We start from the raw sequence: 24,924 nt of genomic DNA on the forward strand, positions 1-24,924 counted from the left end.
TCAAACCCGCGCCAGACTTCGTTTCCCGCCTTCCGCTTCACGTCTCCGTTACTGCGAAAGAGGCGTGATTGTAGGCACGCTTTCCGTTCCGCGCAAGCCCCTTTTCGAAAGAAATTTCAGACGCGTTTCGACCGCCCGTGACACGTTCAAAACGGAGCCGGCGTCGCGCTATATAGAGGAGGCTCGGGACACACGTTCGACCACCGCCATATAGTGGTCGAGATCGGGGGTGCGCAGTCCCGCCACCTTGGCCAGGTCATCCCAGCGCCGCAGACGAAGCGCATCCTCGGCGTAGGGGCGCCGCAGGAATTCGGCTGCGGTGTCCGCGTCGAACACGCCGCCCTGCAGCCGCAGGCTGCGCACCGAATCGGCGGACAAGCTGTCGTAGTAGCCCGCGTCGATCGCACATAAGCAGCGCTTCGCATCGACGTGCAGGCGGACCGGCTCGAGCACCGCGTCCGGGAACAGCGGCCGCAGGAACGGCAGGACGTAGTACTGGTGCAAATCGTCGATGCCGCGCTCGGTCGGCGTCTCGCCCTGATGATTCAGCAAATGCCCGAGGTCGTGCAGCAGCGCCGCCACGACCAGCTCGTCGGCCGCGCCGGCCTGTTCCGCCAGCAGCGCGCTCTGCAGCGCGTGCTCGCGCTGCGTCACGGGCTCGCCGCTGTAGGCGGTATCGCCATGGCGATCGAACAGCGTGCGGATATCGTCCAGTGTCAGCGCCATTCGATCACACCACCCACGGCAAGGAGAACGTCTTGAGATTCGTGAAGCTCTTCATCGCTTCCTGTACCCCTTCCTTGTAACCCAACCCCGAATCCTTGATGCCGCCGAACGGCGTCAGCTCGATCCGGTATCCCGGCACCTCCCACACGTTCACCGTGCCGACATTCAGCTCATTGACGAACCGCACGATCGCATCGGTTCGATCGGTGCAGATCCCCGACGACAGGCCGAACGCCGTCCCGTTGCTGATCCGGATCGCGTCGTCGATCGTATCGAACGCGATGATCGGCGACACCGGGCCGAAGGTCTCCTCGCGCACCAGCGGCATCGACGGATCGACATGGTCGAGCACCGTCGGCGCATACAGTGCGCCGTGCCGCGCATTGCCCGCGAGCAGCCGGGCACCGCGCGACACCGCCTCGTCGACACGCGCCTCGAACAAGCGTGCCGCCGCTTCGTCGATGACCGTCCCCATCTGGTTCGCCTCGTCGAACGGATCGCCGTACGACCATGCCCGCGTCTTGTCCACCAGCAGCTCGGTGAAACGCCCCACCACGTTCTTCTGCACGAGAATCCGCTTGACCGCCGTGCAGCGCTGTCCGGAGTTCTTGTAAGAGCCTTGGGCGGCCAGCGTCGCCGCGCGCTCCAGGTCGGCATCGTCGAGCACGATCAACGGGTCGTTGCCACCCAGTTCCAGCACGATGCGCCGGTAGCCGGCCTTCGCCGCGATGGCTTTGCCGATCGACACACCGCCCGTGAAGGTGATCAGCGACGCGAGCGGATGCGTCAGCAGTTCGTCGGCGATTTCGCGCGGATCGCCGGTGAGCACCTGCAGCATCGGCTCGGGCAGGCCGGCTTCATACAGCAGATCCGCCAGATAGAGCGCGGACAGCGGCACCTTCTCCGACGGCTTCACGATCACTCGGTTGTTGGTCGCGATCGCCGGTGCGATCTTGTGCGCGACCTGGTTCATCGGATGATTGAACGGCGTGATCGCGACGATCACGCCGTCCAGCGGCTGACGCTGCGAGAACACGCGGCGCGATTTGCCGTGCGGCGTCAGATCGCACGAGTAGCTTTGCGCGTCGTCGCGCAGCGCTTCGATCGACGCGAACTTGAGGACGTCCGCGACCCGCCCGATCTCGTAACGCGAATCCTGTTTCGACAGACCCGATTCGAGCGTGATGAGCGTCGACGCCTCCTCGATCCGCTCACGCAGCAGTGCCGCCGAGCGCTCCAGGATCTGCGAACGCTCGTAGCGCGACAGCTTCGGCTGGTACGCGGCCGCGTACTCGAACGCGCGGCGCACGTCGTCGACCGTCGCAAGCGGCACCGTACCGACGCGCATGCCGGTATACGGATCGTGCACATCGAGCGTGCGCGGCCGCGCCGCCTTCTCGCCGCACCAACGCAGCGCTTCGATGCGAAACGCGGGATGGTCGTTCATCAGGATGGCATTCATTGCACCACCCGATTGAGCGCGAGATCGAATACATCGAAATTGCGCAGCCGGCGATTCGTGTCGCGCGGCTCGATCCGGCGGTTGAACAGCAGCGGCACCTCCTGTTCCGACACCCCCCCGTGCGAACGCAACGGCACCGTGAGACCGGACAGGTCGTGCTCGCTCTCGCGCGTGCCGAGCGCCACGTCGCGCCGGCTCACGACGACGAGGTCGCCGATCCGGTCGGCGGGCAGCTCGAAGCGCGCGGCGGCGGCCGCATTGTCGAGCACCGTCTCGACGCCGTCGATCGCCTGCAGCCGCGCGATCACGTCGGACGCGGCAACACCGTCGGCCAGATAAACCGTCGCGAACGAACCCAGCGCACCGTGATGCACGACGTAAGGATCGGTGATCGGCAGGATCACGCGGCTGCGCCGCGCCCCCAGCCACGCGTCGAGCGCATCCTGCAGATACACGACGTTCGGCCGCCCCGTCCGCGGATCGTGCTTCGCGTTCATCCCATGGTCGGCAGTCAGGCCGATCACCCAGCCGAGCGCGTCGAGCTGCGCCAGGTAACGGTCCATCATCGCGTAGAACGCGTTCGCGCCTTCGCTGCCGGGCGCGCACTTGTGCTGCACGTAATCCGTGGTCGACAGATACATCAGGTCGACCTGGCGTCGCTTCGCGAGCCGCACGCCCGCCGCGAAAACGAACTCCGACAGCGCCGCGCTGTAGACGTCCGGCGCCGGCAGGCCGACCAGATCGAGCACATCGGAGATGCCGTTCTCGACCAGGTTCGCCTGCCCGGCCTTTTCCGCGGAGAAGCAAATGCCGCGCATCTGCCAGCCGAGCAGGCGGCGCAGCTTGTCCTTCGCCGTCACCACCGCGACCCGCGCGCCCGCCCGCGACGCGGCGGCCAGCAGCGTTCCGGCGCGCAGGTAGGCGGGGTCGTTCATCATGACTTCCGCGCCTTCGCCGCCCTTCGCGTCCGGATCCCAGAAATAGTTGCCGCAGATCCCGTGCACGGCGGGCGGCGCACCGCAGACGATCGACAGGTTGTTCGGGTTGGTGAACGACGGGATCACGCAATCGGCCCGGAACGCCGCGCCTTCCGCGATCATCCGGCCGATGAACGGCGCGACGCCCGCTTGCACCGCGCGTTCGAGATAGTCGTACTCGCAGCCGTCGACGCAGACCGCGACGGTAGGGACGGACGGCATCCGGTACGAGCGGCCGTTGACTTCGATGTGTGTTTCCATGATGTTCAGTATGGACGTGGCAAGACATGACGTGCGCTGCACGCGGAAGAATGAATCGGATTCGCGCGCCGCGTCGTGCGGCGCGCCGTTCATCGTCTGAGTCGGGGAGCGCGCGCGGCGATCAGGAACAGCGCGGCGAGCGACGCCATCAGCATCAGCAGCGCGAGCGCCGACGCGGGCAGGTAGTACCCCCGCTCCACCTGGCCGATCACGACGATCGGCACCGTGGCGAAGCCGGGCGGGTAGACGGTCAGCGTCGCGCCCAGCTCGCCGAGCGACAGCGCGAAACCCAGCGCGAGGCTCGCCCGGATCGCCGGCACGACCTGCGGCAGCAGCACGCGGCGCAGCACCATCGACGGCGGCGCACCGAGGCTCGCGGCGGCTTCGCGCAGCACGGTCAGCTCGGGCCGCAGTGCGGCGGCCGCGCAGCGGTAGCAGAACGGCAGAATCAGCGCGAGCTGAACGAGCACGACGATCGCCGGCGAACTCGACAGATCGAGAGGCTTCTGGTGATACGCGATCAGCACGGCAAGCCCGAGCACCACGCTCGGCACGCCGTTCGGCAGCATCACCAGCGCGTCGACCACCGCGCCCACGCCGCCGCGGCTGCGCCCTTCGAGCGCCAGCGCGAGCCAGAGGCCGAGCACGGTGCCCAGCACCGCGACGCCGAAACCGATCTTGAGGCTGGTCGCGAGCGCATCGAATTCGGGCGACCCGAGCCGTTCGAACCAGCGCAGGCTGTAACCGGCCGGCAGGATCGTGCCGGACCATTGCGTGGCGACGCTCGACAGCGCCACCACGATCACCGGCAGCACGAACAGCCAGAAGCAGGCGAACGCGGCCAGCGCGAGCGCAACGCGCGATGCGTGCTTGAGCACCGTGTCGCTCCAGGCCATGTCGCGGCGCGGCACCGCGCCGCCGCCTCGCATCGGAATCTCAGCGGACATCGCGCCCTCCTCCCATCGCACGGCGGTTCATCCGCCGGTACAGCGCATACAGCGACAACGACATCGCCAGCATCACCACCGCGCCCGCGGAGGCGGTCGGCAGATCCAGATCGACCGTCGCGCTGCTATAGATCGCCACCGGCAGCGTCACGAGCCGCGCGCTGCCCAGCACCAGCAGGATGCCGAATTCGTTCAGCGTCAGCAGAAAGCACAGGATCGTGCCCGCCGCGATGCCGGGCCATGCGATCGGCAGCACCACCCGCCACGCAAGCATCCAGCCGTTCGCGCCGAGGCTGCGCGCCGCTTCGACGAGCCGAAGATCGAGCGTCGCGAACGATGCGAGCGTCGGACGAACGACGAACGGCGTATAGAACACGGTCTGCGCGAGAATCACGCCGCCGATGCCGAACAGGAAATCGAGCGGCGGCGCATCCAGGTTGAACAGCCGCTGCAGGCCGATGCTGATCGACCCTTGCGAGCCGTACAGGAAGATCAGCGTGAACGCGACCAGGAACGACGGAAACGCCACATAGAGCTCGAGAAAACGCGTCACGAGCGTCGCGCCCGGAAACGGCTTGAAGAACAGCAGCGACGCCAGCATCACCCCGAACACCGACGCGGTGCCCGCGCTGACGAACAGCACCCACAGCGTCGTGCCGAGCACGTCGCGCGAATCCGGATTGCTGAAGAAGGCTCTGTACGCGGCGAAGGTCAGGCCATGCTCGCCGGTGAGGCTCAGCAGCACCAGCCGCGCCAGCGGGTACAGCACCAGCGGCCCGAGCACCACGGCCGCCAGCACGATCAGGTGCAGCTGCCCGAGCCGCTTGCCGCGCCGCGCCGCGGCTTCGTGCGCGGCCGCCGACGCCCGGCGCCGCGCGTCGGCTACCAAGACCGCGTCAGGGCTGGATAAGGACGACATCATCCGCCTCGCAATGCAGGGAAACGCGCTCGCCGCGCTCCGGTGTCCGGCCGCGACCGCGCTGCATCGTGACGAGCACCGGCTCGTCCGGCGCCGCGTCGATCACGACCGATACGGACAATTCCGAGCCGTGCCATTCGACCGACGCGATCGTGCCGTGCAACTGGCCTTCGCCGAGCGGTTTGACGGTGAAACGTTCCGGCCGCACACAGGCGACCCGCTCGCGTTCGCCGTGCCGCGGATCGCCGAGCGGAAACACCACCGCCGGCGGCAGCAGGTTCGCCGCGCCCAGATAGCGGGCGACGAAGCCGTCGCACGGCGCGTCGTAAAGCTGTTGCGGCGTGCCGATCTGCGCGACATGGCCTTCGCGCATCAGCAGCGCGCGGTCGGACAGCACCAGCGCGTCGTCGCGATCGTGCGTCACGCACACGATCGTCAGGTTCGGCAGCCGCTCGTGCAGCGCCTTCAGTTCGGTCCGGACGGAAGACCGCAAGTTCGCGTCGAGCGCGGACAACGGCTCGTCGAGCAGCAGCACGTCGGGCTCGATCACCAACGCCCGCGCCAGCGCGACCCGCTGCTGCATGCCGCCCGACAGCTGCGCGGGCATCACGTGCCCCGCGTCGCCGAGCTGCACCAGCTTCAGCGCATCGGCGACGCGGCGCGTGATCTCCGAGGACGTCATGCGCCGCGCCCGCAGCCCGAACGCGACGTTCTCGAACACCGACAGGTGCGGGAACAGCGCGTAGTTCTGGAACAGCAGACCCAGATTGCGCTTGTGCGGGGGCACGTGCGTCAGATCCCGCCCCGCCACCGTCAGCGTGCCGGTCAGGCCGTCCGCCTTCACGAAGCCGGCGATGAAGCGCAGCAGCGTGGTCTTGCCGCAGCCGCTCTTGCCGAGCACGGTCAGCAACTCGCCCGCGCCGATCGCGAGAGACAGGTCGTCCAGCACCGTGCGCGCACCGTAGCGCACGCTCAGATGCTCGATCTGCACGCCGCCCGGCGCGCCGGAGCGCAGCGTCGCGCGCGGCGCGGCGGCGCCGAACGCGCCGGGATGGGTCAAACTTGCGGTATCCACCGGATTCATCCTTCTACGATCGCTCGCGTTGGCTTACTTCGGCTTGACGACGTCGGTCTGCTTGCCCGAGTTGCCCACCACCTGCGACTTCCAGCGCTCGGTCCAGCCCTGCTTCTTCGCCATCACCGCATTCCAGTCGACCGGAATCAGCTTCACGCCCGCGATCGCGCGCTTCACCGCCTCGCCGTTCTTGCCCGTGAGCGGCACGTCGGTGCGGCCCGGGATGCCATACATGTCCGGCACCTTCGACTGCACGTCGGTCGACATCAGATAGTCGATCAGCTTCTTGCCGACGTCCTGGTTCGGGCCGCTCTTGATCAGGCCGATCCCGTACGGCAGCTGGAACGTGCTCGGCTGATCGCCGTCCTTCGCCGCGAGGAAGATCGGCTTGATCGACAGGCCGCCGTGCTCGGCGTCGTCGAGGTCCATCTGCAGGTCGCCGTTCGCGACGCTGATCTCGTTGCGCGACAGCAGCACGTTCAGGTAGCCCGTGCCCTTCGTGTGAAACTTCACGCTGCGCTCGAGCTTGGCCAGATATTCAAACGCCTTGTCCTCGCCCATCAGCGTCGTGGTCAGGATGATCACGGCCATCCCGTCGCCCGCCGTCGCCGGGTTCGAATACGCGACCTTGCCGCTGTAGTCCGGGCTCAGCAGATCCGCGAAGGTCTTCGGCTGGTTCTTCACGACGTCCGGGTTGATCGCGAACGAGAAGTAGTTGTTGACGAAGGTCGCCCACGTGCCGTCGTCCGCCTTCGCGATCGCCGGCACGTTCTTGTAGTTGACGCTCTGGTAAGCCTGCAGCAAACCGAGCTGGCCCGCCTGCTGGATGAACGGCGGCAGCGTGACGATCACGTCGGCCTTCGGCGAATTCTTTTCGATGTTCGCGCGGTTCACCACTTCGCCGCTGCCGGCCGTCACGATGTTGACCTTCACGCCTTCTTTCTTCTCGAACGCGGGCAGCACGTCGCGATACAGGTTCTCCAGGCCGTCGGCCGTATACAGCACGACCGCGCCGGCGGCGTGGGCCGGCGACGCCATACCTTGCAGCAGACCTGCCGCGCATGCCGCGATCGCAAGCTTGCGGAACGCGCCTGCACCGGCGCTCAAGGATTTCGGGAATGTCATCTCGCTTCTCCGTAGGGCGGATCAACCAACGGCCGGGCACATGCCGGCTCCTGTTATGCGAGCGGGCCGCGCGCAGCCCGTCTCGTCGCCGCGGATCCTGTCGGGTTCCCGGGTTCCGGCGGCAAGCGAAGCATCACAGCGTTCGATGACATCTCCGTGACGACTGCCACAAATTCCAAAAAATGACACATTTTGCCACTATCATCCCCGTTGTCCGATACGCCAGCCGGCGTGTCGATTGAACCTCGGAGGCATTGTGATTCTCGGAAGCGACCCGATCCTGCTCACCCCCGGCCCACTCACGACCTCGCCCGCCACGCGCCAGGCCATGCTGCGCGACTGGGGCTCGTGGGACGCCGCGTTCAACCAGATGACGCATGGCGTCTGCCACGATCTGGCGGACATCGCGGGCGGCGGCGACGAATTCGTCTGCGTACCGCTGCAGGGCAGCGGCACCTTCTCGGTCGAAGCCGCGCTCGGCACGCTGGTGCCCCGCCAGGGCACCGTGCTGGTGCCGAACAACGGCGCGTACTGCGCGCGCATCGTCCGCATCCTGCAGCGGCTCGGCATCGTCTGCGTCGAACTGCCGTTCGGCGAGGACGAAGCAGTCGACGCGGGCGCGATCGAGAACGCATTCCGCCGCGATCCGCGCATCACCCACGTCGCGCTCGTGCATCTGGAAACGAGCACCGGCATCCTGAATCCGCTCGACGATATCGCCGCTGTCTGTAAACGTCATGACAAGCGGCTCATCGTCGATGCGATGAGTTCGTTCGGCGCGCTGCCGATCGCGCTCGCGGGCAGCGGCATCGATGCGCTCGTCTCGGCCAGCGGCAAATGCCTGGAGGGCGTGCCGGGGATGGGTTTCGTGATCGTGCGGCGCGCGCTGCTCGAAGCGTGCGAAGGCCGCTCGCCGTCGCTGGCGATGGATCTTCACGACCAGTACGCCTACATGCGCAAGACGACGCAATGGCGCTTCACGCCGCCGACACACGTGCTCGCCGCCTTGCGCGCCGCGCTCGACCAGTTTCTCGCGGAAGGCGGCCAGCCGGCGCGCGGCGCCCGCTACGCGGCGAATTGCGCGGCGCTCGTCGACGGCATGCGCGCGCTCGGTTTCGAGCCGTTTCTCGACCCGGACGTGCAGGCGCCCGTGATCGTCACGTTCCACGCGCCGCGCGATCCGTCCTACGATTTCCAGGCGTTCTACCACGCAGTGCGCGATGCCGGTTACGTGCTGTACCCCGGCAAGCTGACCACCGTCGAGACATTCCGGGTGGGCTGCATCGGCGCGATCGATGCGAACGAACTGCGCAACGCGGCCGCCGCGATTCAGCGGGCGCTGAATACGCTCGGTATCGCGCTGCGCTGAGCGCCGACGAAAAAAGCCCGGCGCTCGCAACGAGGGCCGGGCTCGACGTGCGGCCGCCGGATGCAGGCGTTACAGCACGATCCGCTCGATATCGCCGACGACGAAGATGTAGGACAGCGCGCCGATCAGCGCGACGACGCCGATGAACACCAGCGCGCCGACGAACGAGCCGGTCGCCGCGACGATGAAGCCGACGACGAGCGGCGTGATGATGCCCGCCAGGTTCGCCGCCAGATTGAAGATGCCGCCTGTCACGCCGAGCAGCCCGTCGGGTGCGATGTCGGACACGAGCGTCCAGCCGAGCGCCGCCATCCCCTGTGCGAAGAACGCGACCGACATGATCGCGATCACCGCCTCGTTGCTGTCGACGTAGTTCGCGAGAATGATCGTCGACGCGAGCAGCAGCCCCGCGATGATCGGCAACTTGCGCGCGACGTTGGCCGATTTGCCGCGTCGCAGCAGCCAATCGGACAGGATGCCGCCGAACATCACGCCGACCGACGCCGCGATGAACGGCATCACCGCGAAGAAACCGATCTTGAGCCAGCCCATGTGGCGTTCTGTGGCGAGATAGGTCGGGAACCACGTCAGGAAGAACACCAGCGTCGAATTGCCGGCGAACTGGCCGAGACAGATACCGGCGAGCTGACGCTTTCTCAGCAGCTGCCCCGCCGTCGCCCAGCTGAACTTGGCCTGCGCCCCCTTGCCGGTCTTGCCCGCGCCGTGCACCAGGCCGCCGCCCGCCTCGATGTACGCCAGCTCCGCCGCGTTCACGCCCGGATGATCGAGCGGTTCCCGGTAGAAGCGCCACCACACGAAGCCGAACGCGATGCCGACGCCGCCTACCGCGAAGAACAGCGAGCGCCAGCCGAACGCCCCCATCAGCGCGAACAGCACCGGGCTCAGGAACGCGAGGCCCACGTATTCGCCGACGGTATAGGTGCCGGTCGCCATCGCGCGCTCGTTCTGCGGAAACCAGGTGGCCACCACCCGGCTGTTGGTCGGAAAGCACGGCGCCTCGGTCAACCCCAGCCCGAGCCGGCACGCGAGCAGCGGCGCGACGCCGTGCACGAGGCCCTGCATCAGCGTGAACAACGACCAAAGCGTCATCGACCAGTAGTAGGTGACCCGGCTGCCGAAGCGGTCGAGAAACAAGCCGCCCGGCACCTGTGCCAGCACGTAGGTCCACGAGAACGCGGAGAACATCACGCCCATGACCGCGGCGCTGATCCCCAGTTCCTTGGTCAGGCCCGGCGCGGCGACACCGAGCACCGTGCGGTCGAGATAGTTGATCATCGTGCCGATCGCGAGCAGCGCGAGGATCTTGTAGCGCGCCGACGAACGCCGCGCGATTTCGCCGGCGGGCGCTACGGCGGCCGGCGCGGACGCCGGTGCCTGGGTGGGCTGTTGCATCTGCTTGTCTCCTGGTTTTGTTGTTGTCCGGGATAGGTCAGCGCCCGACGAGCGCCTGAAAATGGGCATGCATCCGTTCGGCGTCCGGCGCGCGGCCGGTAAAGATCTCGAAAGCGTCCACCGCTTGATAGACCGCCATGCCGCCGCCCGGCAGCGTGCGGCAGCCAAGCGCGCGCGCGGCAGCGATCAGCTCCGTTTCGAGCGGAAAGTAGACGATGTCCGCTACCCACAGCGCCGGGTGCAACAGCGCGCCCGGCAGCGGCAGGCCCGGATGCTTGAGCATCCCGATGGGGGTCGCGTGGATCAGGCCGGTCGCGGCGGCCATCGCGGCGGCCAGCTCGCCGCCCGCGTTCACCCGGGCTTGGGGGAAACGCACCTGCAACTCGGCGGCCAGCGTCTGCGCGCGCGCCGCATCGACGTCGAACAGGTCGAGCGCCCGCGCGCCCATCGTCAGCGCCGCATGGGCGACCGCCGCCCCCGCGCCGCCCGCGCCCAGTTGCACGACATGCTCGAGCGATGCATCCGGCAAACCGCGCGCGAACGCCTTCGCGAAACCCGACCAGTCGGTGTTGTGGCCGATCCGCCGGCCGTCCCGGAACAGCACCGTATTGACCGCGCCGAGCGCGCGCGCGTCGGCGGACAGCGCGTCCAGCAGCGGAATGACGCGCTGCTTGCACGGGTGGGTGATGTTCAGGCCGTTGAAGCCCATCCGCACGGCGGCGTCGAGCAGGTCAGGCAGCGCGTCGACGCCGAGCTTCAGCGCATCGAGGTCGATGCGCCGATACACGTAGTTGAACCCCTGGCGCCGCCCCTCCTCCTCGTGCATCGCGGGAGACAGCGAGCCGCCGATGCCTTGCCCGATCAGGCCGATCAGAAACGATTGGGGGTTCATTGCGCGGCCCTCTGCTTCAGCAGCGTCGCCATCCGTCGCAGCGCCAGCTCGTAGCCTTCGGTGCCGCAACCGCAAATCACCGCCTCGGCGACCGCCGACACGTACGAGTGATGGCGGAACGCCTCGCGGCGATGGATGTTCGAGATGTGGACCTCGATCACGGGCAGATCGATCGCGGACAACGCGTCGGCCAGCGCCACCGAGGTATGCGTGTAGGCGGCCGGGTTGATCACCACGCCCTGCACCCGCGTGCGCGCATCGTGCAGCCAGTCGATCAGCGCGTGTTCGGCGTTCGATTGTCGGAACTCGATCGCGAGGCCGAGCGCATCCGCCGCGGCCACGCAGCGACGCTCGACGTCCCGCAGCGTTTCCCCGCCGTAGATGTGGGGCTGGCGGGTACCCAGCAGGTTCAGATTCGGGCCGTTCAGCACCAGCACCGTCGGCTTGTTCATGTCGGACACTCCGGAGAAACGGGTGCGGATCGCGAGCCGATCGCGCAGCCTACGTCAAGATTCGGCGCCAGTGTGCGCTTGCGCGCCGCCCCTGTCTTTTCGGGTTTGCTCTAATTTGTACGATCTAGTTAGTTTGTATAATCCGCGAACATCGCCCTATGAAATCCGGCTCATTGCGCAGTCACGAATGCATCGTGTCGTTCATTCTCGGACCGATCAGCGGCGCGTCTCATCCCACTTTCAGCAGGAATCCCCATGCAGCGCTCGATCGCCACCGTTACGCTGTCCGGCACGCTCGTCGACAAGCTCGAGGCCATCCAGGCGGCCGGATTCGACGCCGTCGAGATCTTCGAGAACGACCTGCTGTACTTCGACGGCTCCCCCGCCGACGTGCGCCGCATCGCCGCCGATCTCGGCCTGAAGATTGCGCTGTTCCAGCCGTTCCGCGACTTCGAGGGGGTCCCGGCCACCCAGCTCGCGCGCAACCTCGACCGGGTGAAACGCAAATTCGCGCTGATGCATGAGCTGGGCGCCGATCGGATCCTGGTATGCAGCAACGTGTCGCCCGACGCGCTCGCCGACGACGCGCTGCTCGTCGATCAGTTGGGCGCGCTCGCCGACGCCGCGCACCAGGCGGGTGTCGTCGTCGCCTACGAGGCGCTGGCGTGGGGCCGGGTGGTCCGGACCTACGGGCATGCGTGGCGGCTCGTCGATGCGGTGAACAGCCCGCATCTGGGTCTCGCGCTCGACAGCTTCCACACGCTGTCGCTGAACGACACGCCCGACGGCATCGCGCACATTCCCGGCTCGCGCATCGCATTCGTGCAGATCGCCGACGCGCCGACACTCGCCATGGACGTGCTCGAATGGAGCCGCCACTACCGTTCGTTTCCCGGCCAGGGAGATTTCGATCTGGCGGGATTCACCGCGCGCGTGATCGAGGCGGGTTATACGGGCCCGCTGTCGCTCGAAATCTTCAACGACGGCTTCCGCGCCGCACCGACCGCGCTGACGGCCGCCGACGGTTATCGATCGCTGCTGTATCTGGAGGAACAGACACGGCTGCGGCTCGCCGCGCGTAACCGCACGCCAGCCGCCGCGCAGCCGCTGTTCGCGCCGCCGGGCGCACCCGCTCACGTCGGGTTCCAGTTCATCGAGTTCGCGGTCGACGCCGCGTCGGCCGCGAACGTCGCCGGCTGGCTCGGCAAGCTGCGCTTCCGTCCCGCCGGCCGCCATCGCTCGAAGGACGTGATGCTCTACCGGCACGGCGCGGCGTCGATCGTGCTGAACGCCGAGCGCGACTCGTTCGCCGCTGCGTTCTTCCAGCAGCACGGGCTGTCGCTGTGCGCGTCGGCGTTTCGCGTCGACGATGCAGGGGTCGCGCTGGAGCGCGCCGCCGGTTTCGGCTACACGCCGTTCTCCGGTCAGGTCGGTCCCGACGAACGGGTGCTGCCGAGCGTCCGGGCGCCGGACGGCAGTCTCGGCTATTTCATCGACGAAACCCCGGACGCGCCGACACTGTACGAAGCCGATTTCGTGCTGACCGATATCGACGGCCCGAGCGAAGTCGGCCCGCTCGCCGGCATCGATCACGTCTGCCTCGCGCTGCCCGCCGATGCGCTCGATACCTGGGTGCTGTTCTTCAAGACCGCGTTCGGCTTCGAAGCGGAACGCAACTGGCTCGTGCCCGATCCGTACGGCCTGATGCGCAGCAGGGCAGTGCGCAGCCCCGACGGTTCGGTGCGGATCGCGCTCAACGCATCGGTGGACCGGCATACGGCCGTCGTCCAGTCGCTGAACCGGTATCACGGTTCGGGGCTCAATCACGTCGCGTTCCACACCGTCGACATCGTGAAGGTGATCGCCGAATTCGCCGCGGAGGGCGTGCCGTTCCTGCGCATTCCACGCAATTACTACGACGATCTCGCCGCCCGCTATGCGCTGCCCGACGCGATGATCGACACGCTGAGCCGCCACCACCTGTTATACGACCGGGACGATTCGGGCGGCGAATTCCTGCACGCGTACACCGAATGCGTCGACGAGCGCTTCTCGTTCGAGATCGTCGAGCGGCGCGGCGGCTATGACGGCTACGGCGCGGCCAATGCGGCGGTGCGGCTCGCCGCACAGGCGCAGCGGCGCAAATCCGTGTCGGTTTGATGAAATGATCGAAAACCGATGTTGCGCCGCGGCATCGAAATATCCGCTTCGGCGGCCCGCGCCGGTCTGTTCCGGCCCCGCTGAAACCCTTGCCGGCGCTGGCGGTTACTCCTTGTAACGCGTGAAGCGCGCAATGCCCCCGCGAGCCGTACCGCTTTTAAGAATCGCTTAAGACTTCCCCTGCACCATCCGCAACCATATCCATGCAGGAGGTTTGCCATGAGCGCCGTCGAAACACCCGCGGGCCGCCAGGCCGCCCCCCCGGGCAAACAGAAAACCATGCTGCGCCGTCTGCTCAGCCATCACGAGATCGCGACGCTGCTGGTGCTGCTGCACGCACCGATCAGTGCGAGCGCCAAGCCGGAACTGCCGGCGCTGCAGGAAGCCGGCCTCGTCGAAATGGTCGGCACCGACGCCGACACGACGCCCAGCTTCCGCCTGACCGCGGACGGCAGCGCCGTGCTGAAAGGCCTCGGCTACCGTTAAGCCGCATCGTTTCCCCCGCCCTGGCCGCTCCCGGCCGGCGGTTCAGGTCGCCCGGACCTGACATCTTTCCCGAATTCCAGCCGACCTCCGTTCCGATCGCCATCGCAGCCAGCCTTCCGGCATGCGGCCCCGACCGGCGAGCTCATGCCGCCACGGCTACTCGCCGCGCTCGCCTTGCAGCATCAGCCGGTACTCCGTCGGCGTCACGCCGACCGTCGCCTTGAACTGCCGCGTAAAAGCACTGTGGTCGGTGTAACCGCATAGGGCCGCCACGTCCGTCACCTTGTCTTGACTGACGAGCAATGCCGTCGCGGCATCGAGACGGGTTTTCAGCAGCACCTGACGCGGCGTGAGATGAAACACCTTGTGAAAGTAGCGCTCGAGCTGCGCGACCGACATTCCCGCCATCAGCGCCAACTGCTTCAGATTGAGCGGCTGCACGTAGTGCTCCTGGATGTACTGGACCACATCGGCGAGACGGCTGTACGCCGGATGCGAGCCTTCGTGCGCCTTGAGGTCGCGCGAGATGCCGGCCAGCCCGACCACGCGGCCGTGCGCGTCCCGCAGCGGCTCCTTGCAGGTCAGGCACCAGCCCGGCTGGCGGCCCGGGTAGAGATGCAGTTCGAGCTGGTCGGTCAATTGCTGGCCCGCGCCGATGATCGCGATGTCCTGCTCGACATAGCTGCGGCCGAAGCGGCGCGGAAACACCTCGTCGGCGGCCTTGCCGTATAGATCGCGCTTGTCCTTGTAGCCGCAGCGCATCGCCAGCGTGCGATTGACGAGCGCGTAGCGCGCGTTCGCGTCCTTCACGAAAAACGCGACGTCGGGCAGCGCGTCGAAAACGGGTTCGAGCAGCGTGAAATGCGCGAGCATCGCGGCAAACCCGCCGTCTTCCGGCGGACGGCGCAACGTATCGGACAGGGTCGCAGGCGGCATGGCTGGCAAGGTCATCATCCCGGGGCTCGCGCATCCAAAATCGGATGCCGTCGATTATAGAAGTGCATCATCGGATGCCGCGCACAGTGTGTCGATCCGCACCGGTACGAACGGCGGGCGCGGCGTCGCATCGTCCCAGTCGAAATAGGTCGTCAGCGCCGCGCCGCAGACGCGCCCCTGACACGCACCCATCCCGCAGCGGGTCTGCAGTTTCGCGTCGCGGGCCGACGCGTGCGCGCGCACCGCGCCGACCGTCACGTCCTCGCAACGGCACAGTATCGTCCCGTCGTCCGGCAACGCACGCGCGGCCGCGCCCAGCTCGAAAGCCCGGGCGACCCGCGCCGCGAAGCGCCGCCACGTGTCGCGCCGCCGCAGCAAACGCGCGATGCGCGGCGAGCGCCAGTCCGCATCCGGCGCCGCGCTCGCCGCCCATCCGGCCAGTTCGCCCTCGACGCTGGCCAGTTCCATCCCGCCGATTCCCGTGCCTTCACCCGCCGCATAGATCGCGTCGACCGAGGTACGCTGCCGTTCGTCGACGACGATCGCGCCATCGCGCACCTCGCATCCGAGCGCACGGGCGAGCTGCGTGTTCGGCACCAGCCCGAAGCCGCACGCGACCCGATCGCAGTTGATGGTCCGGTAGCCGTTGCCGGTTTCGACGACGGCGGCACGCACGCGGCCGTCGCCATGGACTTCGCGCACGACGCTGCCCGTCAGGTATTCGGTGCCGACGAAGCCGCGCGTCAGGCGCGCCGCCTGCACGAGCTTCGACGGCGTCGCGGCGAGCGACAGGCCGAAGCGCGCGAGCGCGGCCGGCGTTGCCTGCTCGATCACCGCGACGACCGTCGCGCCCGCCGCTCGCGCGGTTGCCAGCGACGCGATCAGCAACGGGCCGCTACCCGCGATCACGATGCGTTCGCCCCGCACCGGCACGCCGCCCTTGATCAGCGCCTGCAGGCCGCCCGCCCCCGTGACGCCGGGCAGCGTCCAGCCGCCGAACGGCAGCAGCCGCTCGCGCGCGCCGGTCGCGAGAACCAGGCGCTCATAGCCGAGCATCCGGCCGCCCGGTGCGTCCGTCTCGGCCAGCAGCACGCGCCCGGGCAAGACCGCCGCGACCCGAGTCCGGCTCCGGACCTCGACGTTCGGCAAGCGGGCCAGCGCCCGCAACGCATCGGACAGCGGCGCGGCCGCGGCATGCGCGGGCCCCTGCCGCCAGACCTGTCCGCCCGGCAGCGGATTGTCGTCGAGCACGGCGATGCGCGCCCCGGCGTGCGCGGCGGCACGCGCCGCCGCGAGGCCCGCGGGCCCCGCGCCGACGATCACGATGTCGTGGCGTTCAATCATGGCGCTCGCACAGAGAAGGGATCGATGTATCGACCGACATGCCTTCGCGGCACACGGTCTGGCAAGCAAGCACGTGCGCGCGGCCGTCGACCGTCACGCGGCACTCCTGGCACACGCCCATGCCGCATACCATCGTGCGCGGCATGCCGGCCACCGACACGCGCGTCCCGCGCACCCCCTGCGCCAGCACAAGCGCGGCCGCGACCGTGCTGCCCGCGGCCACCGTCACCGGCGCGCCGTCGATCGTCAGCGCAATGCGCGCGGCGTCATGCATGACAGGCTCCAGCGGGTTCGCGCGCCGGCAAATACGGTTCGAACGGGATCCCGGCGGTCTCCCCGACGATCTGCGCCGCCAACAGTTTCGCGGTCGCGAGCGAGGTGGTGACGCCGAGCCCTTCGTGCCCGGTCGCGAGCCACACGCCGGGCAGCGCGCCGCCCGCCGGGCCGATCAGCGGCAAGCCGTCGGGCGTCGCCGCGCGAAAGCCCGTCCACGCGCGCAGACCGTTCAGCTCCGGCAGGCGCGGCAGGTAGCGCGCCGCGCGCTTGAGCATCTGCGCGAGCACCGGCAGCTCGACGGCCGGATCGGTGTTGTCGAACTGCCGCGACGACCCGATCAGCAACTGGCCGGTCGGACGCGGCTGCGCGTTGAATGCAACCGATGTGCCCGCGGCATGGTGCGCGCTCTTGATGTAACCCAGTTCCAGCAACTGGTGCGAGATCGCGCCGGGATAGCGGTCGGTAATCAGCAGGTGGCCCTTCTTCGGAAACATCGCGAGCCACGGCACGAAGCGCCGCGCGGCGATGCCGTTCGCCAGCACGACGTGGATGGCGTCGAGCCGCACGCCGTTGGCGAGACGCACGCTCGACGGCGCGACTTCCGTCGCCTCGACATGCAGATGCACGCGAATCCGCGCCGCGCCCGGCGATTGCGTCAGCAGCCACTCGGCGGCGGCCGGCGCATAGACGATGCTGTCCCGCTCGATCAGAAGACCGCCCGCCAGCCCAGGCGCAAGCGCGGGCTCGCAGGCTCGCAACGCCGCCGCGTCGAGCAGCCGCGAAGCGACGCCGCCCGCCGCCAGACCGGCCCGCATGTCGCGCGCCGCCGCCAGTTCCTCGTCGTCGGCGGCCACCCAAAGCGTGCCGCAGCGCGCGAACGCATCGCGGGGGCGCAAGTGCGGCGCAAGCGCATGCCACAAGTCGAGCGAATAGCGGGACAACGCGAATTCGGCCGGCGAATCGTTCATCACGACCAGGTGCCCCATGCCCGCCGCCGTGACGCCGCCGCCGATGCCGCCCGCGTCGACTACGGTCACGTTCATCCCGCGCGCGGCCAGTTCCGCCGCGCAAGCCGCGCCGACGATGCCCGCGCCGATGACGATGACGTCCGCGTGTGCCATCAGCCCAGCCGGATGCCGCGGGCGAACGGATCGGCCGGATCGAAGCAGAGCCGTCCTTCCGCCATGATGTGCGCGCGGCCCGTGACGGTCGGCACGATCGCCGGCTCGCCTTCGATGGGCATGGCATGCCGCTCGTAACGCACGTCGAACACGCTGCCGATGATGCTTTCCTGGCGCCACGTCTCGCCTTCGGCCAGCTTGCCGTCGGCGGCGAGACACGCCGCCTTCGCGCAGGTGCCGGTGCCGCACGGCGAGCGGTCGTACGCGCTGCCGGGGCACAGCACGAAATTGCGGCTGTCGATGCCGTCCCGCGAGCCGGGCCCGAACAGTTCGATATGGTCGATCAGCGCGCCGTGCGCGCCGGTGATGCGCTGCGCGATCAGCGCGTCGCGGATCGTTTCGGCGAATGCGGTCAGATCGGCGAGGTCGGCCGGATCGAGCGCGCGGCCGTGCTCCGAGACGAGAAAGAACCAGTTGCCGCCCCAGCCGATATCGCCCACCAGCGGGCCGTGCCCGGGTACGTCGACCGTGACCGAGCGCCGATAGCGATAGGCGGGCACGTTGCGCACCGATACCGATCCGTCGGCATTGAGCGTCGCCTCGACCACGCCCACCGGCGTCTCGATCCGGTGCGCGCCCGGCGCGATGCGCCCGAGGTGGGCGAGCGACACGACGAGCCCGATCGTGCCGTGCCCGCACATGCCGAGATAACCGACGTTGTTGAAGAAAATGACGCCCGCGGCACAGTCCGGCGCGACCGGCTCGCACAGCAGCGCGCCGACGACGACGTCGGAGCCGCGCGGCTCCGTGACGATCGCCGCGCGCCAGTCGTCATGCGCCGACCGAAAGCGTTCGAGCCGCTCGGCAAGCGTGCCGCCGCCGAGATCCGGGCCGCCAGACACGACGAGGCGGGTGGGCTCGCCGCCTGTGTGCGAATCGATGAAGTCGAGTGTTTTCATCCCGCCATCGTAAAAATCGCGTTGCGCCGCGTCTTGGCGACATTAAGCGCCACGAATGACGATTTCGGCATAGATAAGGGTAACCGCCAATATGCCGAAATCGTCACGCGCCGCGTGTCTAACACGCAAGACGCCCGTATTTTCGCTACCTAGACTTGGCTTCGAATTGCCGCTTCGGAGGAAATCGTCATGGTTCGTCCCGGTGCGGGCGTCCCGCCTGCCTCCACCCGTCTATTCGACGCCGATTTCAGCATAGGCGGCGCAGGCGACGAAAAACCTGCCGACCCGCGGTCCGAGTCTGATCGTACGCCGACTCGCCTCGCACAACTTCGAGCGGCGCAGCACGCGCCGGAGCCCACGACACATGCCGCGCAGCCTCACGGCCGACGCCCCCTTAGCCATCCCTGCCGTCCCTCGCAGTCGCTTTACCGCTCCATCGTCAACACCGCATCCGATCCATCTCCAACAGGCCCGCGGGCGACCGTCGGCCACACCACGCAAGGGGAAGTGAAAGTGAAGCTGAAGGTATCCCATATCGCGCTGGCCACGGCCGCCGCACTCGCCGGCACGCAGGCCGGCGCCGCCGATGTCGTCAAGATCGGGTTCGCCGCGCCGCTCACCGGCCCGCAATCGAACTACGGCACCGACATGCAGAAGGGCGTGCAACTCGCCATCGCCGACTTCAACGCGACGCGTCCGGTCATCGGCGGCCAGCCCGTCACGTTCGTGCTGGACTCGCAGGACGACCAGGCCGACCCGCGCACCGGCACGACGGTCGCGCAGCGGCTGATCGACGACAACGTGCGCGGCATCATCGGCCACTTCAACTCGGGCACCAGCATCCCCGCGTCCGACCTGTACGATCGCGCCGGGCTGCCGCAGATCTCGATGGCCACCTCGCCGCAATACACGGCGCGCGGCTACAAGACCACGTTCCGGCTGCTGACGAGCGACGCGCAGGCCGGCCGCATCGTCGGCACCTACGCGGTGAAGACGCTGCACTACAAGCGCGTCGCGATCATCGACGACCGCACCGCCTACGGCCAGGGCATCGCCGACGAATTCGCCGCCGCCGTGCAGGCCGCCGGCGGCACGATCGTGAAGCGCGACTTCACCAACGACAAGGCGCTCGACTTCGCCGCGATCCTGACCAATCTCAAGGGCATGAATCCGGATGCGATCTTCTATGGCGGCGGCGATGCGCAATCGTCGCCGATGATCCGCAAGATGCGCCAGCTCGGCATCAAAGCGGCATTCGTGACGGGAGAGATGTCGCGTTCGCCGACCTTCCTCAAGATCGGCGGCGACGCGGCGGAAGGCGCGATCGTCTACATGGGCGGCCTGCCCAAGGAAAAGATGCCGGGCTTCTCGGGCTACGCGGCGCGCTACAAGGCCCGCTTCAACGAGGACGTGGTCACCTATTCGCCTTATTCGTATGACGGCACGATCGCGCTGCTCACCGCGATGAAGAACGCGAACTCGACCGACCCGAAGGTTTATACGTCCTTCCTCGACAAGGTGTCGATCAAGGGCGTGTCCGCCGACAAGATCGCGTATGACGGCAAGGGCGACCTGCGCGACGCGCCGGTTACGATTTACCGGGTCGAGCACGGCGCGTTCAAGCCGATCGACACGATCGCGGGCAACTGACGGACGACGTTGCGCGCGCGGCAAGGCGCGCGCAACGATCCAGGGCGGCGCCCCCGGGGCGCCGCCCTGCCGTTTACGTCCCGGCGAACCGTTGCGTCACCATTGATACCCGGCGCCCACCACCGCGCCGGTTCCGCCGCGCGTGTTGGTCGTCACCGCGCCCTTGTAGATCCACTTGCCGCTCTCGGAGATCGTCGAGATGCCGAGCGCCACGCCTTGCTGCCCCTGGTATGTGGAGCCCGCCAACGACACCATGCTGCGGCCCGGCATGCTCGGCTGCGGCAGGCCCGCGACCGCCATCGCCGCCGCCGTCGCCCCGTACATGTCGCGGCGCAGCGTGCCGACCTGCTGGTCCGTGTACTGATTGGACTGGCCGACCGCGTTGCCGACTCCCGACTGAAGCTGGTTGACGTTCACGGCGTCGGTGCCTTGCGTGCCGGGCGCGACGTTGGTGATCTGCCGCTGCAGATCGGCGTTGCCGACCGATACCACGTTCGAGCGCCCGCCGTCGTTGGAATTGGCGCCGATCGCCACCGAGTTCGAACCGGCCGTGACCGTGGGCTTGTCGGTGCCGTTGCCCTTCATGTCCGCCGCGATGCCGCCGCTGTTGGTCGACGCGGTCGACAGCTGCGAGATGCTGGTACTGATGTTGGTGACGCTGCTCGACAGCGACGACACGTTGCTGTTCGTGTTGTTCAGCCCCGTCGACAGCGAGCTGATGCTGGTCGACGTCGAGGTGGACAGCGACGACACGTTGCTGTTCGCCGTGGACAGGCCGGTCGACAGCGAATTGATGCTCGTCGACGTGGAGGTGGACAGCGACGCCACCGTGCTGTTGGTCGAACTCAGGCCGCTCGACAGCGAGGCTACGTTGCTGTTCGTGCTGTTGAGACTCGTCGACAGCGACGCCACGGTGCTGTTGGTCGAGAACAGCTGGCTGCCGTTCACCGCATCGGTGCTGGTCGCACTGATCTGGCCGGCGGCGACGTTGGTGACCTGGCGTTCCGCGCCCGGCGACCCGACGCTGAATACCCCGACCGGATTGCTGCCCGCGAACGAGCCGAACGTGAGTCCGCCGATCGTGACGGACGAAACCGGCACGCCGGCCGACGTCGTCGCGTTGGCGCCGATCGCGATCGAGTTCGCGATCGTGGCCTGTGCGTTGGGCCCGATCGCGACGCTGTCCGTGCCGCTCGCCACGGAGTCCGGACCGGTCGAGTTCGCGTGGAAGTACTTGATGCCCTGGCTGTTGATGTTGTCGATCGCGGAGCCGACGTTGTTGTTGGTCGTGGTGGTGCCGTTGTTGTTGTAGGTCACGTAGGACGGCGCGGAGACGGTGCCGGTGGCCGGATTGTAGGTCGACCCGCCGCCCAGCGCCGCGGCGGTGCTGCTGCCGAGGTTGTTGGTGTTGGTCGTGATCGCGCTGACGCTCGTCGACAGCGACGAGATGCCGGTCGACGACGAGGTCGACAACGACACGATCGAACTGGTCGCGGTTGAAAGGCCCGTCGAGGTTGCTGTCGACAGCGAGGTCACCGTGCTGTTGGTCGTGCTCAGGCCGGTCGACAGCGAGGTGATGGAACTGGTCGCGGTCGACAGACCGGTGGAGGTGGAACTCGACAGCGAGCTGACGGTGCTGTTGGTTGTGCTCAGACCCGTCGACAGCGAGGCGATTCCGCTTGTCGCCGTGCTCAGGCCCGTCGAGGTCGATGTCGACAGCGACGTAATTGAACTCGTCGCCGTCGACAGTCCCGTCGACGTGGACGACGACAGCGATGTCACCGTGCTGTTGGTCGTACTCAGACCCGTCGACAGCGACGTGATGCCGCTCGTCGCCGTGCTCAACCCCGTTGACGTCGACGTCGACAAAGAAGTAATCGAGCTGTTCGCGCTCGACAGTCCTGTCGAAGTCGACGTGGACAATGACGTGATCGAACTCGTCGCCGTCGACAGCCCAGTTGAGGTCGACGACGACAATGACGTCACCGTGCTGTTGGTCGTGCTCAACCCCGTCGACAGCGACGTGATGCCGCTCGTCGCCGTGCTCAACCCAGTTGAGGTCGACGTCGACAGCGAAGTAATCGAACTGTTCGCGCTCGACAGTCCTGTCGAAGTCGAGGTTGACAACGACGTAATCGAGCTCGTGGCCGTCGACAGCCCCGTCGACGTGGACGACGACAGCGATGTCACAGTGCTATTGGTCGTACTCAACCCCGTCGACAGCGAGGTGATTCCGCTTGTCGCCGTGCTCAGGCCCGTCGACGTCGACGTCGACAGCGACGTCACCGTGCTGTTGGTTGTGCTCAACCCCGTCGACAGTGACGTGATCCCACTCGTCGCCGTGCTCAGGCCCGTCGAGGTTGATGTCGACAACGAAGTAATCGAGCTCGTGGCCGTCGACAATCCGGTCGACGTGGACGACGACAACGATGTCACCGTGCTATTGGTCGTGCTCAGCCCGGTCGACAGCGACGTAATTCCGCTTGTCGCCGTGCTCAGGCCCGTTGAGGTCGACGTCGACAGCGACGTCACCGTACTGTTGGTTGTGCTCAACCCCGTCGACAGTGACGTGATTCCGCTTGTCGCCGTACTCAGACCCGTCGAGGTCGAGGTAGACAAGGACGTAATCGAACTCGTCGCCGTCGACTGCCCGGTCGACGTTGACGACGACAACGATGTCACCGTGCTATTGGTCGTGCTCACCCCCGTCGACAGTGACGTGATTCCGCTTGTCGCCGTACTCAGACCCGTCGAGGTCGAGGTAGACAAGGACGTAATCGAACTCGTCGCCGTCGACAGCCCGGTCGACGTTGACGACGACAACGATGTCACCGTGCTATTGGTCGTGCTCAACCCCGTCGACAGCGAGGTGATCCCGCTTGTCGCCGTGCTCAACCCAGTTGAGGTCGATGTCGACAAAGAAGTAATCGAGCTGTTCGCGCTCGACAGTCCCGTCGATGTCGACGTGGACAACGACGTGATCGAACTCGTCGCCGTCGACAATCCGGTCGACGTTGACGACGACAACGACGTCACCGTGCTATTGGTCGTACTCAGCCCGGTCGACAGCGAGGTGATTCCACTCGTCGCCGTGCTCAACCCAGTTGAGGTCGACGTCGACAAAGAAGTAATCGAACTGTTCGCGCTCGACAGTCCTGTCGATGTCGATGTGGATAACGACGTAATCGAACTTGTGGCCGTCGACAGCCCCGTCGACGTGGACGACGACAGCGAGGTCACCGTGCTATTAGTCGTGCTCAGCCCCGTCGACAGCGACGTGATGCCACTAGTCGCCGTGCTCAACCCAGTTGAGGTCGACGTCGACAAAGAAGTAATCGAACTGTTCGCGCTCGACAGTCCTGTCGAAGTCGATGTGGATAACGACGTAATCGAACTTGTGGCCGTCGACAGCCCCGTCGACGTGGACGACGACAGCGAGGTCACCGTGCTATTAGTCGTGCTCAGCCCCGTCGACAGCGACGTGATCCCGCTTGTCGCCGTGCTCAACCCCGTTGAGGTCGATGTCGACAAAGAAGTAATCGAGCTGTTCGCGCTCGACAGTCCTGTCGATGTCGACGTGGACAACGACGTGATCGAACTCGTCGCCGTCGACAATCCGGTCGACGTTGACGACGACAACGACGTCACCGTGCTATTGGTCGTACTCAACCCCGTCGACAGCGACGTGATCCCGCTTGTCGCCGTGCTCAACCCCGTTGAGGTCGATGTCGACAAAGAAGTAATCGAGCTGTTCGCGCTCGACAGTCCTGTCGATGTCGACGTGGACAACGACGTGATCGAACTCGTCGCCGTCGACAATCCGGTCGACGTTGACGACGACAACGACGTCACCGTGCTATTGGTCGTACTCAACCCCGTCGACAGCGACGTGATCCCGCTTGTCGCCGTGCTCAACCCCGTTGACGTCGACGTCGACAAAGAAGTAATCGAGCTGTTCGCGCTCGACAGTCCCGTCGATGTCGACGTGGACAACGACGTGATCGAACTCGTGGCGGTCGACAAGCCGGTCGACGTTGACGACGACAACGAGGTCACCGTGCTATTGGTCGTCCTCACCCCCGTCGACAGCGACGTGATCCCGCTTGTCGCCGTGCTCAACCCCGTTGACGTCGACGTCGACAAAGAAGTAATCGAGCTGTTCGCGCTCGACAGTCCCGTCGATGTCGACGTGGACAACGACGTGATCGAACTCGTGGCGGTCGACAACCCCGTCGACGTGGACGACGACAACGATGTCACCGTGCTATTGGTTGTGCTCAACCCCGTCGACAGCGAGGTGATCCCGCTTGTCGCCGTGCTCAACCCCGTTGACGTCGACGTCGACAAAGAAGTAATCGAGCTGTTCGCGCTCGA

The 24,924-nt window shown here is 67.0% G+C and carries 20 protein-coding genes; 4 read left to right on the top strand and 16 right to left on the bottom strand.

What is annotated here, in order from left to right:
• Nucleotides 1-168: 168 nt before the first annotated feature.
• The 7 genes from RZR99_RS29920 to phnS form a co-directional block, all read right to left on the bottom strand.
• Entirely contained in the window at nt 169-726 is a 558-nt protein-coding gene (locus RZR99_RS29920) for a phosphonate degradation HD-domain oxygenase (protein ID WP_323123380.1), read from the bottom strand.
• Nucleotides 727-730: 4 nt separating this feature from the next.
• Nucleotides 731-2,188, bottom strand: coding sequence for a phosphonoacetaldehyde dehydrogenase (gene phnY, locus RZR99_RS29925; protein ID WP_323123381.1), 1,458 nt, complete (start codon nt 2,186-2,188; stop codon nt 731-733).
• Nucleotides 2,185-3,426 (bottom strand): phosphonoacetate hydrolase, encoded by a 1,242-nt coding sequence (gene phnA, locus RZR99_RS29930; protein WP_323123382.1) that lies wholly within the window; start codon nt 3,424-3,426, stop codon nt 2,185-2,187. Before phnA ends, phnY begins: the two co-directional genes overlap by 4 nt.
• A gap of 89 nt (nt 3,427-3,515) precedes the next feature.
• Nucleotides 3,516-4,373 carry a 2-aminoethylphosphonate ABC transport system, membrane component PhnV gene (gene phnV, locus RZR99_RS29935; RefSeq protein WP_323123383.1) on the bottom strand — a complete coding sequence of 286 codons (858 nt, stop codon included), beginning with the start codon at nt 4,371-4,373 and terminating at the stop codon, nt 3,516-3,518.
• The gene (phnU, locus tag RZR99_RS29940; protein ID WP_323123384.1) at nt 4,363-5,292 is read right to left on the bottom strand and encodes a 2-aminoethylphosphonate ABC transporter permease subunit; all 930 of its coding nucleotides are present in this window, start codon (nt 5,290-5,292) and stop codon (nt 4,363-4,365) included. Before phnU ends, phnV begins: the two co-directional genes overlap by 11 nt.
• On the bottom strand, nt 5,270-6,376 hold the full coding sequence (phnT, locus tag RZR99_RS29945) for a 2-aminoethylphosphonate ABC transport system ATP-binding subunit PhnT (protein WP_323123385.1): 1,107 nt from the start codon (nt 6,374-6,376) through the stop codon (nt 5,270-5,272). The genes phnU and phnT overlap by 23 nt, the downstream gene beginning before the upstream one ends.
• Nucleotides 6,377-6,400: 24 nt before the next feature.
• On the bottom strand, nt 6,401-7,492 hold the full coding sequence (gene phnS / locus RZR99_RS29950; RefSeq protein ID WP_323123386.1) for a 2-aminoethylphosphonate ABC transporter substrate-binding protein: 1,092 nt from the start codon (nt 7,490-7,492) through the stop codon (nt 6,401-6,403).
• A 259-nt stretch (nt 7,493-7,751) separates the two neighbouring features.
• Here phnS and RZR99_RS29955 point away from each other — a divergent pair, with 259 nt between their 5' ends.
• Nucleotides 7,752-8,861 (top strand): 2-aminoethylphosphonate--pyruvate transaminase, encoded by a 1,110-nt coding sequence (locus RZR99_RS29955; RefSeq protein WP_323123397.1) that lies wholly within the window; start codon nt 7,752-7,754, stop codon nt 8,859-8,861.
• A 69-nt stretch (nt 8,862-8,930) separates the two neighbouring features.
• Here the strand turns inward: RZR99_RS29955 and RZR99_RS29960 are convergent, their stop codons facing one another.
• Genes RZR99_RS29960 through aroQ form a run of 3 tightly spaced genes read right to left on the bottom strand, consistent with a single transcriptional unit; the run spans nt 8,931 to nt 11,618 of the window.
• Nucleotides 8,931-10,274 (bottom strand): MFS transporter, encoded by a 1,344-nt coding sequence (locus RZR99_RS29960; RefSeq protein ID WP_323123387.1) that lies wholly within the window; start codon nt 10,272-10,274, stop codon nt 8,931-8,933.
• Between the two features lie 37 nt (nt 10,275-10,311).
• Nucleotides 10,312-11,166: a shikimate dehydrogenase gene (locus RZR99_RS29965; RefSeq protein ID WP_323123388.1), complete on the bottom strand. Its 855-nt coding sequence runs from the start codon at nt 11,164-11,166 to the stop codon at nt 10,312-10,314.
• Nucleotides 11,163-11,618, bottom strand: coding sequence for a type II 3-dehydroquinate dehydratase (gene aroQ / locus RZR99_RS29970; protein WP_323123389.1), 456 nt, complete (start codon nt 11,616-11,618; stop codon nt 11,163-11,165). The genes RZR99_RS29965 and aroQ overlap by 4 nt, the downstream gene beginning before the upstream one ends.
• A gap of 255 nt (nt 11,619-11,873) precedes the next feature.
• On the opposite strand from aroQ, the gene RZR99_RS29975 reads away from it, so the two are divergent.
• Both RZR99_RS29975 and RZR99_RS29980 read left to right on the top strand, forming a co-directional pair.
• On the top strand, nt 11,874-13,778 hold the full coding sequence (locus RZR99_RS29975) for a bifunctional sugar phosphate isomerase/epimerase/4-hydroxyphenylpyruvate dioxygenase family protein (protein WP_323123390.1): 1,905 nt from the start codon (nt 11,874-11,876) through the stop codon (nt 13,776-13,778).
• 219 nt (nt 13,779-13,997) lie between these two features.
• Nucleotides 13,998-14,264, top strand: coding sequence for a hypothetical protein (locus RZR99_RS29980; RefSeq protein ID WP_323123391.1), 267 nt, complete (start codon nt 13,998-14,000; stop codon nt 14,262-14,264).
• 156 nt (nt 14,265-14,420) lie between these two features.
• Here the strand turns inward: RZR99_RS29980 and RZR99_RS29985 are convergent, their stop codons facing one another.
• The 5 genes from RZR99_RS29985 to RZR99_RS30005 are packed head-to-tail and all read right to left on the bottom strand — an operon-like array spanning nt 14,421 to nt 18,900.
• Nucleotides 14,421-15,218, bottom strand: coding sequence for an AraC family transcriptional regulator (locus RZR99_RS29985; RefSeq protein WP_323123392.1), 798 nt, complete (start codon nt 15,216-15,218; stop codon nt 14,421-14,423).
• Between the two features lie 36 nt (nt 15,219-15,254).
• Nucleotides 15,255-16,544 carry an FAD-dependent oxidoreductase gene (locus RZR99_RS29990; RefSeq protein WP_323123393.1) on the bottom strand — a complete coding sequence of 430 codons (1,290 nt, stop codon included), beginning with the start codon at nt 16,542-16,544 and terminating at the stop codon, nt 15,255-15,257.
• Nucleotides 16,537-16,818 (bottom strand): (2Fe-2S)-binding protein, encoded by a 282-nt coding sequence (locus RZR99_RS29995; protein WP_323123394.1) that lies wholly within the window; start codon nt 16,816-16,818, stop codon nt 16,537-16,539. The genes RZR99_RS29990 and RZR99_RS29995 overlap by 8 nt, the downstream gene beginning before the upstream one ends.
• Nucleotides 16,811-17,941, bottom strand: coding sequence for an NAD(P)/FAD-dependent oxidoreductase (locus RZR99_RS30000; RefSeq protein WP_323123395.1), 1,131 nt, complete (start codon nt 17,939-17,941; stop codon nt 16,811-16,813). Before RZR99_RS30000 ends, RZR99_RS29995 begins: the two co-directional genes overlap by 8 nt.
• The gene (locus RZR99_RS30005) at nt 17,941-18,900 is read right to left on the bottom strand and encodes a 4-hydroxyproline epimerase (RefSeq protein WP_323123396.1); all 960 of its coding nucleotides are present in this window, start codon (nt 18,898-18,900) and stop codon (nt 17,941-17,943) included. Before RZR99_RS30005 ends, RZR99_RS30000 begins: the two co-directional genes overlap by 1 nt.
• Before the next feature lie 513 nt (nt 18,901-19,413).
• Between RZR99_RS30005 and RZR99_RS30010 the strand changes: the two genes are divergently transcribed.
• Complete coding sequence (locus RZR99_RS30010; RefSeq protein WP_323123398.1) at nt 19,414-20,550, top strand: branched-chain amino acid ABC transporter substrate-binding protein; 1,137 nt, start codon at nt 19,414-19,416, stop codon at nt 20,548-20,550.
• Between the two features lie 96 nt (nt 20,551-20,646).
• On the opposite strand, the gene RZR99_RS30015 is transcribed toward RZR99_RS30010, so the two are convergent.
• A complete protein-coding gene (locus RZR99_RS30015; protein ID WP_407655528.1) occupies nt 20,647-24,810 on the bottom strand; it encodes a YadA family autotransporter adhesin in 4,164 nt (1,387 codons plus the stop codon).
• Nucleotides 24,811-24,924: the final 114 nt, after the last annotated feature.

The organism is Burkholderia alba (assembly GCF_034721475.1).
In the GTDB taxonomy this organism is placed as follows: domain Bacteria; phylum Pseudomonadota; class Gammaproteobacteria; order Burkholderiales; family Burkholderiaceae; genus Burkholderia; species Burkholderia alba.